Origin of the sequence: Pseudonocardia nantongensis (assembly GCF_046546495.1) — a bacterium.
GTDB lineage: Bacteria > Actinomycetota > Actinomycetes > Mycobacteriales > Pseudonocardiaceae > Pseudonocardia > Pseudonocardia nantongensis.
Window position 1 is genome coordinate 59938 of the sequence record NZ_JBKGXT010000018.1, and the last position, 14571, is coordinate 74508.

Sequence of the window (14571 nt, forward strand, 5' to 3'; positions counted from 1 at the left end):
CGCGAGGTCACCGACCGCGACCGGCCGGTGCCGGTCGGGGACGGTCAGCGGCGGTCGTCGGGGCGGCCGCGGGGGTAGGACGGGCGGCTCTGCGGCGGGGTGCGCCCCGCCGGGCGCGGCGCCTCCGCGGACCGGTCGTCCCGCGGTGCGACGGCGGTACCGCTCCGGGTCGGCCGGGTGGCGGCGCTGCTCCCGGGCACCGGGAGCGGCCGGGTGACGTTCTCGTCGTAGGGGCTGCCCACGGTGTTCGGCCGGATCGGCAGCGGCCCGGTCGGCGGGTCGGGCCGGTGCCGAGCCTGCGGGTCGGGCACGGGGTGGACCTCCGGGGCGGGCGTGGTCGGGGCGGTCGTGGTCGGGGCGGGCGTGGTCGGCGCGGGGTGCCCGGCCGGCGCGTCCTCCGGCCCGGCGTCGCCGTTCGCGGCGCCGGCGGGGTGGCGCCTGCCGTCGGGGTCGGGTCCGCCGTCGGCGGGGGCGGGTGGTCGCGACGCCATCACCGGGCGGACCGTCGGGGCGTCCGTGGCCGGGTCGCCGTGACCGGTGGCCCCGGTGGAACCGGCCGCATCGGCGGGACCGTCGGAGCCGGCCGGACCGGTCGTGCCGACCGTCTCCGAGGAACCGGTCGGCGCGGCGGGTCCGGCCGGGCCCGCGGCCCGGGAAGGTCGACCGGCGCCGTCCGGGATCGGCCGGATCCGCGGCAGCGGGCCGGAGGGGCGGTCGTCCTTCAGCTCGGCTCCCGGCGCGGCGACCGGGGCGGACGGGGCGGGCGGGGCGGGCGGGTCGATCGGGAGGCCGGTCCACGGGTCGCGCTCCGCTTCGCCCGGATACGTGCCGGGGAAACCGGCGTCGGCCCCGGCCGGGAACGTACCGGCCGGGAGCACACCGGCGGCACCAGCGGCGCCGGAGGCGGCCGGAGCGGGCTCCGGGTCGGCGCTCTGGTCGAGGCTCCGGTCGGGGTCCGGATCGAGGTGCACGGGGGCGGCGATCGGCACGGTCACCCGGAACCGGGCCCCGCCCAGCTCGGGCGAGTCCAGCGCGGCGACCGTGCCGCCGTGCGCGGTGACCAGCTCGGCGACGATCGACAGGCCCAGCCCGGACCCGCCGTCGCCACGCGAGCGGGCCTCGTCGAGCCGGACGAAACGTTCGAACACCCGGTCCCGGTCCGTCCCGGGGACGCCGTTGCCGTCGTCGTCGACCTCGATCACCGCGACACCGTCCTCGGCCCGGACGGCGACCGCCACGGTCGAGGCGGCGTGCCGCTTGGCGTTGTCGACCAGGTTGCGCACCACCCGGACCAGCTGCCCGCGGTCGCCGACCACCCGGACCGGCTCGGTCGTCACCCGGACCGTGACGGCCGGATCCCCGGAGGGTGCGGCCGGGCGCACCCGCTCGGCCTCCACGATCTCGTCGAGGTCGACCTCCTCGCGCCGCGGCGCGAGCCCGCGCTCATCGGCCCGGGCCAGGAACAGCAGCCCCTCGACCAACCCGGTCAGCCGCGTCGCCTCCCCGCGCAGCGTCTGCACGGTGGCACGGTCGGGAGAGTCCTCCCGCATCCCGCTGCCGAGCAGCTCCAGGCCGGTGGAGACGGTGGCCAGCGGGCTGCGCAGCTCGTGACTGGCGTCGGCGACGAAGCGGCGCTGGGTGGCCTGCGAGGACTCGATCCGGCCGAGCATCTGGTTCATCGTCCGGGCCAGCCGGCCGACCTCGTCGTTGGCGACCGGTTCGGGCACCCGCTGGGACAGGTCCTTCTCGCTCATCCCGGCCACCCGGGCGCGCATCCGGTCGACCGGGCGCAGCGCGCCCCCGGCGAACAGGTAGGTGAAGTAGCCGGTGATCAGCACCAGCACCGGGATGCCGCCGACGAGCAGCCACTGCACCGTGTCGACGGCGTCGGAGACCGACCTCGTCTCCTCCGCGGCGTAGACGGTGATCGGCCGGCCGTTGGCCCGGAACCCCTCGCCGAAGACCAGGGCGTTCTCCACCGTGTCGTCGACCTTGCGGATCTCGACGTCGTGCGCGGTGCGCGTCTCGCCGGGGGCCAGCAGCCACGGCACGATCTGCGGCCGGCTGCCCAGCGGGTCCGACGAGCCGATGACCTGGATGTCCTCCTGCTCGCCGTTCGACCCGACCACCGAGTCCGGGGCGTTGGTCTCGTCGCTGTAGGCGGTGACGACCTGGACGATGTCGGTGCGCTTGCCGGTGGCGTCGATCGCGTTCTTCTTCGGGTCGCCGGTCCCGGAGAAGTTCGCCTCGATACGCTGGCCGAGCTGCTCGGCGGTGCCCTTCGCGGTCTCCTCGACGCTGCTGGTGAGGGTCCGCTGCAGGCCCAGCACGAGCGCGATCCCGGCGACGACGAGCACCACCGCGACCGCGGCCGCCGCGGCGAGCGCGGACACGGCGCGGACGCCGAGCCGGTCGCGCAGGCGGCGCAGGGTACTGCTCACACCGGACAGGGTATCGGCGCGGGGCTGTGTCTTCGCTGAGACGGCTGTGCCCTGGCTGAGACGGCTGTGCCCGGCCGAGACGAGGCACGGGCCACCGCTCACCGGGGTGAACGTTTGTTAACACGGGCGGTAGGATCGGTGGATGGCCGCCCCCGGCAGCGCCGCCCCCAGTCGCCGCGAGCAGATCCGCACGGTCGCCGCCCGGTTGTTCGCGGCGCACGGCTTCCACGGGGTGAGCATCGCCGAGCTGGGTGCGGCCGTCGGAGTGAGCGGGCCGGCGCTGTACCGGCACTTCCCGGGCAAGGAGGCCCTGCTCGCCGAGCTGCTCATCGACATCAGCGAGCGACTGCTCGAGGGCGGCCGGGCTCGCGTCGATCACCGGGACGCCCGCGCGGCGCTGACCGACCTGGTCGACTTCCACGTCGACTTCGCCACCCGGGAGCCGGATCTGATCGTCGTCCAGGACCGGGACCTGGCCAACCTGCCCGAGGACGCCCGACGCTCCGTGCGGCGGTTGCAGCGCACCTACGTCGAGCTGTGGGTGGACACGCTGCGCCGGGTGCACCCGGGCGTCGTCCCGGACGAGGCGCGGACCGTGGCGCACGGCGTGTTCGGCCTGCTCAACTCGACGCCGTACGCACCGGCCCCGGCGACGCCGACGACCGGCCCCGGTGCCGACACCCGGGTCGCCGTGCTGCGCCGGATGGCACTCGCCGCGCTGGACGCCGCCGCGGCGTGACCCCGGCAGGGTCGGTCGGGCCGTCAGCGCGACCCGGCCCCGACCCGGCCGCGCGCCGGGACCGGCGCCGCCGGCGCGGGCGGAACGACGCCGCCACGCCGAACCCGCCGGTCCGCGCGCCGGGCGCTGACCAGAAGCCGCAGCCCGTTCAGGCAGACCAGCACCGTGGACAGCTCGTGCCCGGCGACCCCCACGATCAGCGGCAGCGTGCCCAGCAGGTCCCAGCCCACCAGGACGACGATCACCGTGGCGGCGAGGGCGAGGTTCGCCCGGGCGATCCGGCGGGCCCGCCGGGCCAGCGCCACCAGCGGCGCGAGCGAGCCGAGCGGGTCCCGGGTGAGCACGCCGTCGGCGGCCTCCAGCGCGAGCGCGCCGGCGCCCTCCCCGACCACCAGACCCACGTCGGCCCCGGCCAGCAGCGGCGCGTCGTTGATCCCGTCCCCGGCGGCCAGCACCCGGCGGCCGGACGCCTGGTGCTCCCGGACGGCCTCGACCTTGTCCGCGGGCAGCAGCCCGGCCCGCACCCGGGACAGCCCGAGCCGGGCGGCGAGCACCCGGGCCGGGCGTTCGGCGTCGCCGGTGAGCACCTCGGGCTCCTCGCCGACCGTGCGGCGGAGGGCGGCCAGCGCGCCGGCGGCGCCGTCCCGCGGTTCGTCGGACAGCCCGACGACGCCGGCCACCGCGCCGTCGACCAGCACCAGCACCGCCGTCCGGCCGGCCTCCTGCAGCTCGCCGACCAGGGCGTCGACCTCCGGGTCGGGGGCGGCGAGCAGCCGGGGCCGGCCCACCGCGACGGTGTGCCCGGCCACCCGGGCCCGCACACCCTCGCCCGGGACGGCCTCGAACCCGTCGGCGGCGGGTGGTTCCAGGCCGCGGTCCAGGGCGTGCGCGCGCACCGCCCGGCCGAGCGCGTGCTCGCTGCCGGCCTCGGCCGCGGCGGCCAGTGCCAGCACCTCGTCCTCGTCCCGGCCGCGCAGCGCGGTCACCCCGACCACCTGCGGACGGCCGGTGGTGAGCGTCCCGGTCTTGTCCAGCACCACGGTGTCGATCTCGGACAGCGCCTCCAGCACCGTGACGTCCTTGACCAGCGTCCCACGCCGCCCGGCCACCGCGACCGCGGCGAGCAGCGGCGGCATCGTGGCCAGCACGATCGCGCACGGCGACGCGACGATCATGAACACGATCGCGCGCAGCAGCGTCTCCTCGAACGGCGCGCCGGCCAGCAGCGGCACCGCGAGCAGTGCGACCGTCACGGCGACCACCAGCACCGAGTAGCGCTGCTCCACCCTCTCGATGAACAGCTGCCGGTGCGCCTTGGTCTCCGCGGCGCGCTCGACCTGCGCCGCCACCCCCGCGACGACGGTGTCCCCTGCGTCGCGCAGCACCCGCACCCGCAGCACGCCGGTCCCGTTCACGGTCCCGGCCAGCACGTCGTCGCCGGGCTCACGGCGGACCGGGACCGGCTCGCCGGTCAGCCCGGCGGTGTCCACCTCGGAGACGCCGTCGAGGACGCGCCCGTCGCCGGGGATGCGCTCACCCGGCCGCACGACGACGGTCTGCCCGGTCACCAGCGAGTCGGCCCGAACCTCCCGCTCGTCGCCGCCATCGAGGAGGGTCGCGGTCTCCGGGGTCAGGTCGAGCAGGGCCTCGATACCGGCCCGGGTGCGGGCGGTCATCACCGCCTCCAGGGCCCCGGACGTCGCGAAGATGACGATGAGCAGGCCACCGTCGAACCACTGGCCGATCGCTGCGGCCGCCGCGGCGGCGACCACCATCAGCAGGTCGACGTCCAGGGTCCGCTCGCGCAGCGCGCGCAACCCCACCAGAGCCGGCTCCCAACCGCCGAGGACGTAACAGGCCAGGTAGCCGCCGATCACCACGGTGGCCGGGGCGCCGAGCAGGTCGGACCCGGCGGCGACCAGGAACGCGAGCAGGGCGGCCGCGGCCCACCGGACCTCGGGCAAGGCGAACGCGGAACGCATGGGCGTACCGTACCTGCGCATTCACGAAGATACGCAGTCAGATGTTCGACTGGTGAGACGAAGGATCATCCGCGCAGCCGCGCAGGTGTCGTAGACTCGCGGTCGTGCACGAGTCCATCCCCGGCTTCTCGATGCCGCCCGACGACGAGGTCCGCCGCGCGGCGGACGCGTTGCGGATGCTGTCCGACCCGACCCGGATCAAGATCCTCTGGGCGCTGCTGCAGGGCGAGTCGTCGGTGGCGTGCCTGGCCGAGCTGGTCGGCGTCGCGCCGACCGCGGTCAGCCAGCACCTGTCGAAGCTGCGCCTGGCCGGGCTGGTCGAGAACCGGCGCGAGGGGACGTTCGTGTACTACACGGTCGAGGACCCCACGGTGCGCGCGGTCCTGGAACGGGTCCTCGCCGGGCAGCCCGCACCCGGCTGACCTCCCCGGCTGACCTCCGCAGGCGCGCGGTGATCCCGAGCCGGGCCCGGCTCCGCGATGATCGTGGCCGACCCGCCGACGGCGGGCCGACCACGATGCCGGGGAGCGGAAGAACCGTGACCACTCAACAACCGTCCGGGTGTCTCCGGCAACCGGGGGCGGGGGTCACCCGCCGGAGTCGCAGGCCGTTGCGGTCAGCGGCGTCCGCGCCGCCCGACACGATCGCGCACGTCGAACGGGTCGCCCGTCACGACGAGCGGCGCCCGGGTACCGGACGGGCGAACGACCGCGCCGGGGCCGCCACCCGGACGTCACGGCCGGTCGCCGTCGCGTCGCCCGCCAACCACCCGGGTGGAGGCACGCGTCAGCCGTCGAGCGCAGCGACGGCACGCCGGGCGTCGATCGGGTCCGCCGCGGCCCGGGCGACAGCCGCGCGCTCCCGGCACTGCGCCAGGGTCAGCCCACCGATGGCCGCGCCGACCGCGGCCCGCGCACCGGGGCCGGTCGACAGGCTCGCGACGCCCAGCCCGACCAGCACCGACGCCAGTGCCGGGTCGGCCGCGGCCTCGCCGCAGACCCCGACCGGGCAACCGGTGCGCTCCGAGGCCTCGCCGAGCATCCCGATCAGTCGCAGCAGCGCCGGCTGCCACGGGTCGTTCAGCGCGGCGAGCGGCCCGGACTGGCGGTCCGCGGCGAACAGGTACTGGGCCAGGTCGTTGGTGCCCACGGACACGAAGTCGACCTCGCGCATGATCTCGTCCGCGGTCAGCACGGCCGCCGGAACCTCGATCATCACCCCGGCCCTGCCGATGCCGTGCGTCCGGCAGCGCTCGACGAACCAGCGGGCCTCCTCGGCGGTGGCGACCATCGGCGCCATGACCTTGAGCTCGGCACCGGTCTCCTTCGCCGCGGCGGCGAGCCCGGCGAGCTGGCGGTCCAGCACGCCGGCGCCGTCCCCGCCGGACCCGTCCCGCGCGATCCGCAGGCCGCGCACGCCCAACGCTGGATTCGGCTCGCCGTCCAGGGACAGGAACGGCAGCGGCTTGTCCGCGCCGGCGTCCAGGGTGCGAGCGGTGACCGGCTTGCCCGCGAACGCGGACAGCACCGCGACATAGGCCTCGCGCTGGCGGGACTCCGACGGCTCCTCGGCAGCGGAGAGGAACGCCAGCTCGGTGCGGAACAGCCCGACGCCCTCGGCGCCGTCGGCGGCACCCTTGGCCGCGCCGGGGCCGTCGCCGACGTTAGCCAGCAGCGGGACGACGTGCCCGTCGGCGGTGCGGCCGACCCCGTCCCAGTCCGTGACGACGGCCGCGGCGGCGGCCGCCTCGACGGCCTCGTCCAGCGTCGCGACCTCACCGACCTCGCCGGTGGCGCCGTCCACGATCACCGCGGAGCCGTCGGTCAGGGTGCTCGCCCCGGCACACCCGACGACGGCCGGGATGCCCAGCGACCGGGCCAGGATCGCGGTGTGGCTGGTCGGGCCGCCCTGCTCGGTGACCAGGGCGAGCGCGACGCCCGGCTTGAGCCCGGCGGTGTCGGCCGGGGCCAGGTCCGTGGCGACGAGGACCGCGGGCGCGTCCAGGTCGGCCACGCCCGGAGCGGGCAGGCCGAGCAGCTCGGCGACGATCCGGTCCCGGACGTCGGAGATGTCCCGGGCCCGCTCGGCCATGTAGCCGCCCATCGACGACAGTGTCGCCGCGAACCCGTTCGCGGCCTCCCACACCGCGCGGGCGGCCGGGCGGCCGCGCTCGGTGACCAGCTCCTGCGCGTTCTGGAGCAGTGCCGGGTCACCGACCATCGTCACGGTCGCCTCGAGCACCTCTCGCGCGTCCCCGGACACGGTCGCGGCCCGCGCGGTCAGCCGCGTCGACACCAGCTCGACGGCCGGCTCGATCCGGGCGGCCTCGCCGGCAGGGTCGGCGGGCGCGGGGCCGGTGGCCGGCTCGCCGGGCGGCTCGGCGACCCGCACCACCCGGCCACCCGCCCGGCCCGGGCTCGCGGGGATTCCGATCAGCGTGCTCGGTATCGGCATGGTTGACCCCAGGACGACGTCGGCGGGACCCGGTCGAGGCACACAGTAGGACCTCCGCCGGGCGTCCGGTCGGTCCGGCAGGACGATCAGCCCCGCAGAACGGTCACGCCGCGCGGCGGCAGCGTCGCGGCGGGCAGGCCCGCCAGTGAGGCGATCCCACCGAGCGGGGCCAGGGACACCGGGGCCTCGGTGCGGTTGATCACGAACCGGAAGCCCCCACGGCGGACCAGCTCGACCCGGCCGCACAGCTCGCCGGGCAGCTCCGGGTGGATCCCGGCGCCGGCCAGCAGCCGGCGCAGCAGCGGGGCGCGGTCGTCGAGCCGGGTCGAGACGTAGCTCGCCGACCCCGCGCCGGCCGGGCGCCGGGTGACGGCGGGCAGGCCCGCCAGGTCCGCGGCTCCGGGGTCGGTCCCGTCGCCGGTGTAGCGCGCGAGCACCTCGACCGCACCGTCGGTGAGCTGCACCGGCTCGCTCCACAGGTCACCGGTGGAGCCGTCGTCCAGGGTCACCGTGCTGCCGGTGGCCAGCGGTGCGAACTCCTCGACCCGGATCCCCAGCAGCTCGCGCAGCGCACCCGGGTAGCCGCCGAGCAGGGCGTGCGCGTCGTCGTCGACGGTGCCGGAGGAGTAGGTGGCGACCAGGTGCCCGCCGCCGTCGACGAACGCGGCCAGCTCGGCCGCCCGCTCCGGCCCGACCACGTGCAGCACCGGTGCGACGACGAGCTCGTAGCCGGACAGGTCCGCCCCGGCGGGCACGACGTCGGCCCGCACCCCGGCGTCCAGGAAAGCCCGGTACCAGCCGAGCGCCTCGTCCCGGTAGCGCAGCTCGCTGCTCGGGGTGAAGGGCTGCTCGACCGCCCACCAGGACGGCCAGTCCCACAGGATCGCCGCCCGGGCCGGTACCCGGCGGGCCCCGGCCACCGGGGCCAGGTCCGCCAGCGTCGCGCCCAGCGCGGTGACGTCGCGGAACACCGCCGAGTCCGGTCCGGCGTGCGGGAGCATCGCCGAGTGGAACTTCTCCGCGCCCGCCGCGGACTGGCGCCACTGGAAGTAGCAGATCGCGTCCGCGCCGTGCGCGAGGTGGGTGAGCGAGTCCCTGGCGAGCTCGCCGGGCCGCTTGCGCGGGTTCACCGGCTGCCAGTTCACCGCCGACGTCGAGTGCTCCATCTGCCACCACGGGTCCCCGCCGGCCAGGTTGCCGGTCAGGTTCGAGGAGAACGACAGCTCGTCCCGGGCGGTCGCGGCGCCGAGGCCGGGGAACACGTAATGGTCGTTGGCGACGATGTCGACCTCGGGCGCCCAGCTCGCGTAGTCCATGCCCTTCGTCTCGGCCATCACCATGAAGTTCGTGGTGACCGGGACGTCCGGGGTGAGCGTGTGCAGCAGGTCCCGTTCGGCGCACAGGTGGTCGCGCAGCGCGTCCGAGGAGAACCGGTCGAAGTCCAGCGCCTGGGTGGGGTTCGGGACCGCGCCGGGCCCGACCGCGCGCGGGGTCATGATCTCGGCCCAGTCGCCGTAGTGCTGGGACCAGAACGAGGTGCCCCAGGCCCGGTTGAGCGCGCCCAGGTCGCCGTAGCGGCGCTGCAGCCATGCGCGGAACGCGACCTCGGCGTCCGGCGAGTGGTCCGCCACGTCGTGGCAGCCCAGCTCGTTCGACACGTGCCAGGCCGCCAGCGCCGGGTGGTCGCCGTAGCGGCGGGCCATCCGCTCCACCAGCGCCATGGCGTACCGGCGGAACACCGGTGAGGTCGGCCGGTGGTGCTGGCGCCCGCCCGGCCACACGGTCCGGCCGCCGGCGTCCACGGCGAGGATCTCCGGATGCCGGTGGTGCAGCCACGGCGGTGCGGACGCCGTCGCCGTCGCCAGGTCGACCGCGATCCCGCCGGCGTGCAGCAGGTCCATGACCTCGTCCAGCCAGCCGAAGTCCCAGGTGTCCGGGCGCGGTTGCAGCCGGGCCCAGGAGAAGACCCCGACGGTGACGATCGTGACCCCGGCGGACCGCATCAGCTCGACGTCGCGGGCCCACACCTCGCGCGGCCACTGCTCGGGGTTGTAGTCCGCCCCGAACTCCAGGCGGGGGTGCCCGGATCCGGCGGTCGGGCGCAGCCAGCGGCTCATCATCGGTCCTCTCGACTCGGTGGCGACCGGCCCAGTGTCCCCGAACCCGGCGCCCGAACCTGTTCGAGGTTGTTCGACTGTGTGCGGACATGCGCGGGTCGGACGGGGCGCGTACAGCGGGCCGGCCACCGGGTACGAAGGGGGCGTGCAGGACGAACGGAACACCCCCGGACCGCAGGGACCCGCGACCCGACGGGTCGTGGCTGCGACGCTGATCCTCGCCCTGGCGGTCGGCGCACCGCTGAGCCTGGTACTCGGGAGCGCCTCGGCCGGGGGCGGGCGGCTCCTCGCCGTCGCGGTCGCGGTGCTGGTCCTGATCGGCGGGGTCGCCGCGCTGCTGCACGCGCGCACCCGCCGCTGAGCGCACCTGTCACCCGCGCACCTGTCACCCGCGCACCTGTCACCCGCGCACCTGTCACCCGCGCACCTGTCACTCGCGCACCTGTCACTCGCGCACACTGTTCGGCGTGCAGTACCGCCACGCCCCGGCCGCGAACCACGCCTCGCTCGACGCGGTGCTGGTCTCCGCGCCGGGGCGCCCGACGCTGCCGGTCCGGCTGACCCTCGAGCTGCTCGGCAGGGCCCGCGAGCACCTGCCCGGCCCCGGCCCGGTCAGCGTGTGGGACCCGTGCTGCGGCGCCGGTACGACGCTGGCCGTACTCGGCCTGCTCGGCACCGGGATCACCGCGCTGGCCGGGACCGACGCCGATCCCGGCCCGCTCGACCTGGCCCGGCGCAACCTGGCCCTGCTCGATCCCGCCGGCCGCGCGGCCCGGGCCGCCGAGCTGGACGGGCTGGCCCGGCGGCACGGGAAGCCCGCCTACACCGACGCCGCGGCGGCGGCCCGGGCGCTGTGGCCCGCCGCCGAGGTGCCGTGGACGGTGGGCACCGCCGACGCCCTGGACCCGGCCGCCACCGCCGCGGCGCTCGGCGGCACCCGGCCGGACGTGGTGCTCGCGGACCTGCCGCACGGGCGGCAGACGTCCTGGTCCGGCGCCGACGCACGCACCGGTCCGGATGCCGACAGTGCCCCCGACACCGCCGGCCCGGAGGCCGGGTTCCTGACGGCGGTGGCGAGCGTGCTCGCCTCGGAGGCGGTCGTCGTGGCGGCCGGCCGGGGACGCTCGGTGCCGCTGCCCTCGGGTGTCCGGGCGCTGGCGCGGCTGCGGGTCGGCCACCGCGCCGCCGTCCTCGCCCGGGCGGGCGACCTGAGGTGATCCGCCGGAGCGGCCCGCCGCTCAGATCCGGGCGTAGGCCCCCAGCAGCTGGTCGCGGGCGGTGACCAGGTAGCGGGCCAGCTCGTCCGCGGCCCGCTCGGCGGCGCCCTCGGACAGCAGCGTCGCGATCTCGCCGTTGCGGGCCAGGTAGGGCTCGTGGAACTCGCGGATCCCCGGCATCCGCTGGAACACCAGCCGCATCTCGGCCAGCAGGCGGCCCATCTCCCGTTCCAGCCGGGGGCTGCCGGCCAGCGTGACGATCGCCCGGTGGAAGTGCTGGTTCGCGGCCGCGACGCCGGTCCAGTCGCCGGTCGCGGCCGCGGCGCGCCCCTCCTCGACCGCGCCCCGGACGGCGGCCAGCACGGCCGGATCGGCCACCCGCTCGCCGTAGCGCACCGCGCCGGGCTCGATCACCAGCCGGGCCGAGTAGACGTCCCGGATGTCGTCGGCCTCCGGACGCGCGACGAACACGCCGCGGTTCGGGATCCGGACCAGCACCCGCTCCGCGACCAGCTGGGACAGTGCCTCGCGGACCGTGTTGCGGGAGACCTGCAGCGCCTCGCCCAGCGCCTGCTCGGGCAACCGGGCGCCGACCCCCAGCCGGGCCTCGGCGACCTCGACCCGGATCCGGTCGGCCACCCGCTCGGGCGCCGGCACCACGACCGTGCTGGACGCCGACAGCGACGCCAGCGCGTCCTGCACCGCCACGTTCGGTTCGCTCACGACATCCGATCCTAACCAGCAACGTACCCGTGTGGGATTGCCGGATCGTTGGACAATCCTGCACACTCGTCCGACCTGCACCGCCCCACCCACCGTGCGCGACGCCGGACCTCCCGGAGGCAGCGATGAGCGAGACCAGCGACCAGCCACGCACCGGCGCCGCGCATCGCGGCACGTTGCTCGGGGCGATGTTCCTGATGGCCACCAGCGCCATCGGCCCCGGCTTCATCACCCAGACCACCCAGTTCACCGCCCAGCTCGGCGCGGCGTTCGCGTTCGCGATCCTGGTGTCGATCCTGGTCGACGTCGCGATCCAGATGAACGTCTGGCGGGTCGTGGGCGTGTCCGGAATGCGCGCCCACCAGCTCGCCAACAAGGTCGCGCCCGGCGCCGGCTGGCTGCTCACCGCCCTGGTCGTGATCGGCGGGCTGGTCTTCAACATCGCCAACGTCGCCGGGGCCGGGCTCGGGCTGAACGCACTGCTCGGGCTGCCGCCCGCGATCGGCGGCGCGATCTCCGCGGTGCTCGCGATCGCGATCTTCACGATCCGCAGGGCCGGGGTGGCGCTGGACCGGATCGTCGTCGTCCTCGGCGTGCTGATGATCGGGCTGACCGCCTACGTCGCGATCGTGTCCGGCCCGCCGGTCGGCGACGCGCTGCGCCAGACCGTGCTGCCCGACCAGGTCAGCTGGCTGGTCATCACCACCCTGATCGGCGGCACCGTCGGCGGCTACATCACCTACGCCGGGGCGCACCGGATGCTCGACTCCGGGCTGTCCGGCCCGGAGCACGCCGCACAGGTCGCGCGCAGCTCGGTGCAGGGGGTCGTGGTCACCGCCGTCATGCGGGTGCTGCTGTTCCTGGCCATCCTCGGCGTCGTCGCCGGCGGGGTGAACCTCGCGGACTCGGACAACCCGACCGCCACCGCGTTCGGCGCGGCGGCCGGCGAGGTGGGGCTGCGGCTGTTCGGCCTGATCCTCTGGGTCGCCGCGATCACCTCGGTGATCGGCGCCGCCTACACCTCGGTGTCGTTCCTGACCTCGCGGGAGTCCCCGCGGCGGACGACGAACCTGCTCACCGTCGGCTTCATCGTGCTGAGCACCGCGGTCTTCCTGGTCGCCGGCACCACGCCGGTCACCCTGCTGGTCTTCGCGGGCGCCTTCAACGGGCTGATCCTGCCGATCGGGTTCACCATCCTGCTGTGGGTGGCCTGGCGCCGCCGCGACCTGCTCGGCGGCTACCACTACCCGCGGTGGCTGCTGGGCGCGGGCGTCGCCGGGTGGCTGGTGACGCTGTTCATCGGGTACCAGTTCGTAGCGGAGAACCTCGGGAAACTGTGAGCAGGGCTATGACACGTATCGATCTCAACGCCGACCTCGGCGAGTCCTACGGCCAGTGGGTCCTCGGTGACGACGACGCGATGCTCGGGCTGGTCAGCTCGGCCAACGTCGCCTGCGGGTTCCACGCCGGTGACCCGACGACCCTCCGGGCGGCGACCGAGCGGGCCGCCACGTCCGGGGTCGCGGTCGGCGCCCAGGTGTCCTACCCGGACCTGCGCGGGTTCGGGCGCCGGTTCATCGACGTCGAACCGGCCGAGCTGACCGACGACGTGCTCTACCAGATCGGCGCGCTGGAGGCGCTGTGCCGGGTGGCGGGAACCCGGGTCCGGTACGTGAAGCCGCACGGTGCCCTGTACAACGCGACCCGCACCCACACCGAGCAGGCCCGGGCCGTGGTCGACGCCGTCCGGTCCTACGACCCGGCGCTGCCGGTGCTGGGGCTGCCCGGCTCGGAGCTGCTGGCCGCCGCGGAATCCGCCGGGCTGCGCGCGGTGCCGGAGTTCTTCGTCGACCGCGGCTACACCCCCGAGGGCGGCCTGGTGTCCCGCCGCGAGCCCGGCGCCCTGCTCGACGACGCCGACGCCGCCGCCCAGCGCCTGGTCCGGATGATCGAGCACGGCGTCGTCCGCGCGGTGGACGGCTCCGACGTCGCCGTCCGCGCCGAGTCCGCCTGCGTGCACGGCGACTCACCCGGCGCCGTCGCGATGGCACAGCGGGTCCGGGACGGGCTGGCCCGGGCCGGCGTCGAGATCACGGCGTTCGCACCGTGACCGCCGACCTCGGCCCGGCGCAGGCCCGGGAACGGTTCCGCGCCGGGCTGTCCACCCCGACGTCCGGCTGGTGCGCGGGTTGGACCCAGGCCAACCTGATCGCCGTCCCGCGCGAGTACGCCTGGGACGTGCTGCTGTTCGCCCAGCGGAACCCGAAGCCGTGCCCGGTGCTGGACGTGCTGGAGCCCGGCGAGGTCGGTGGGGCGCTCCTCGACGGCGACATCCGCGCCGACCTGCCCGGCTACCGGGTGTATCGCGGCGGCGAGCTGGTCGACCAGCCGTCGGACGTCGAGAAGTACTGGCGCGACGACCTGGTCGCCTTCCTCATCGGGTGCAGCTTCACCTTCGAGAACGCACTGCTCACCGCCGGCGTCCCGGTGCGGCATCTGGCGCAGGGCACGAACGTGCCGATGTACCGCACGACGCGTCGCTGCCGCACCGCCGGGCGGCTGTCCGGGCCGCTGGTGGTCTCGATGCGCCCGGTCCCGGCCGGCCTGGTGGACACCGCGGTGTCGGTCACGACCCGCTACCCGGCGGTGCACGGCGCACCCGTCCACGTCGGGTGGGGCGGGCGGGACGGTGGCTCGGAGCTGGGGATCACCGACCTGGACGCGCCGGACTACGGGGACCCGGTCCCGATGACCGACGGGGAGGTGCCGGTGTTCTGGGCCTGCGGGGTCACCCCGCAGGCAGCGGTGCTGGAGTCCCGGCTGCCGCTGGCGATCACCCACGAGCCCGGTCAGATGCTGATCACCGATGCCCGGGACGGCGACTACCTGATCTGAGCG

12 protein-coding genes are annotated in these 14571 nt (G+C 75.8%); 7 read left to right on the top strand and 5 right to left on the bottom strand.

Annotation, left to right across the window (positions count from 1 at the left end; all coding sequences use genetic code 11):
• Positions 1 to 44 precede the first annotated feature (44 nt).
• Positions 45 to 2441 (bottom strand): ATP-binding protein, encoded by a 2397-nt coding sequence (locus ACLFMI_RS19400; protein ID WP_410949312.1) that lies wholly within the window; start codon positions 2439 to 2441, stop codon positions 45 to 47.
• A gap of 142 nt (positions 2442 to 2583) precedes the next feature.
• Between ACLFMI_RS19400 and ACLFMI_RS19405 the strand changes: the two genes are divergently transcribed.
• Positions 2584 to 3180, top strand: a complete 597-nt coding sequence (locus ACLFMI_RS19405) for an SACE_7040 family transcriptional regulator (RefSeq protein ID WP_410949313.1) — start codon at positions 2584 to 2586, stop codon at positions 3178 to 3180.
• Positions 3181 to 3203: 23 nt separating this feature from the next.
• On the opposite strand, the gene ACLFMI_RS19410 is transcribed toward ACLFMI_RS19405, so the two are convergent.
• Positions 3204 to 5162, bottom strand: a complete 1959-nt coding sequence (locus ACLFMI_RS19410; protein WP_410949314.1) for a heavy metal translocating P-type ATPase — start codon at positions 5160 to 5162, stop codon at positions 3204 to 3206.
• Between the two features lie 104 nt (positions 5163 to 5266).
• Between ACLFMI_RS19410 and ACLFMI_RS19415 the strand changes: the two genes are divergently transcribed.
• Entirely contained in the window at positions 5267 to 5584 is a 318-nt protein-coding gene (locus ACLFMI_RS19415; RefSeq protein WP_410949315.1) for an ArsR/SmtB family transcription factor, read from the top strand.
• 364 nt (positions 5585 to 5948) lie between these two features.
• Here the strand turns inward: ACLFMI_RS19415 and ACLFMI_RS19420 are convergent, their stop codons facing one another.
• Together ACLFMI_RS19420 and ACLFMI_RS19425 are read right to left on the bottom strand one after the other, a co-directional pair.
• Complete coding sequence (locus ACLFMI_RS19420) at positions 5949 to 7616, bottom strand: phosphoenolpyruvate--protein phosphotransferase (protein ID WP_410949316.1); 1668 nt, start codon at positions 7614 to 7616, stop codon at positions 5949 to 5951.
• Positions 7617 to 7702: 86 nt separating this feature from the next.
• Positions 7703 to 9733: a beta-galactosidase gene (locus ACLFMI_RS19425; protein WP_410949317.1), complete on the bottom strand. Its 2031-nt coding sequence runs from the start codon at positions 9731 to 9733 to the stop codon at positions 7703 to 7705.
• A gap of 199 nt (positions 9734 to 9932) precedes the next feature.
• Between ACLFMI_RS19425 and ACLFMI_RS19430 the strand changes: the two genes are divergently transcribed.
• On the top strand, positions 9933 to 10094 hold the full coding sequence (locus ACLFMI_RS19430) for a hypothetical protein (RefSeq protein WP_410949318.1): 162 nt from the start codon (positions 9933 to 9935) through the stop codon (positions 10092 to 10094).
• 106 nt (positions 10095 to 10200) lie between these two features.
• Positions 10201 to 10950, top strand: coding sequence for an rRNA methyltransferase (locus ACLFMI_RS19435; protein ID WP_410949319.1), 750 nt, complete (start codon positions 10201 to 10203; stop codon positions 10948 to 10950).
• Positions 10951 to 10971: 21 nt separating this feature from the next.
• Here ACLFMI_RS19435 and ACLFMI_RS19440 read toward each other — a convergent pair whose 3' ends face one another.
• On the bottom strand, positions 10972 to 11673 hold the full coding sequence (locus tag ACLFMI_RS19440; RefSeq protein WP_410949320.1) for a GntR family transcriptional regulator: 702 nt from the start codon (positions 11671 to 11673) through the stop codon (positions 10972 to 10974).
• A gap of 125 nt (positions 11674 to 11798) precedes the next feature.
• On the opposite strand from ACLFMI_RS19440, the gene ACLFMI_RS19445 reads away from it, so the two are divergent.
• The 3 genes from ACLFMI_RS19445 to ACLFMI_RS19455 are packed head-to-tail and all read left to right on the top strand — an operon-like array spanning position 11799 to position 14568.
• Positions 11799 to 13013 carry an NRAMP family divalent metal transporter gene (locus tag ACLFMI_RS19445; RefSeq protein ID WP_410949321.1) on the top strand — a complete coding sequence of 405 codons (1215 nt, stop codon included), beginning with the start codon at positions 11799 to 11801 and terminating at the stop codon, positions 13011 to 13013.
• Between the two features lie 8 nt (positions 13014 to 13021).
• Entirely contained in the window at positions 13022 to 13783 is a 762-nt protein-coding gene (locus tag ACLFMI_RS19450; protein WP_410949322.1) for a LamB/YcsF family protein, read from the top strand.
• The gene (locus tag ACLFMI_RS19455) at positions 13780 to 14568 is read left to right on the top strand and encodes a putative hydro-lyase (protein WP_410949323.1); all 789 of its coding nucleotides are present in this window, start codon (positions 13780 to 13782) and stop codon (positions 14566 to 14568) included. The genes ACLFMI_RS19450 and ACLFMI_RS19455 overlap by 4 nt, the downstream gene beginning before the upstream one ends.
• Positions 14569 to 14571: the final 3 nt, after the last annotated feature.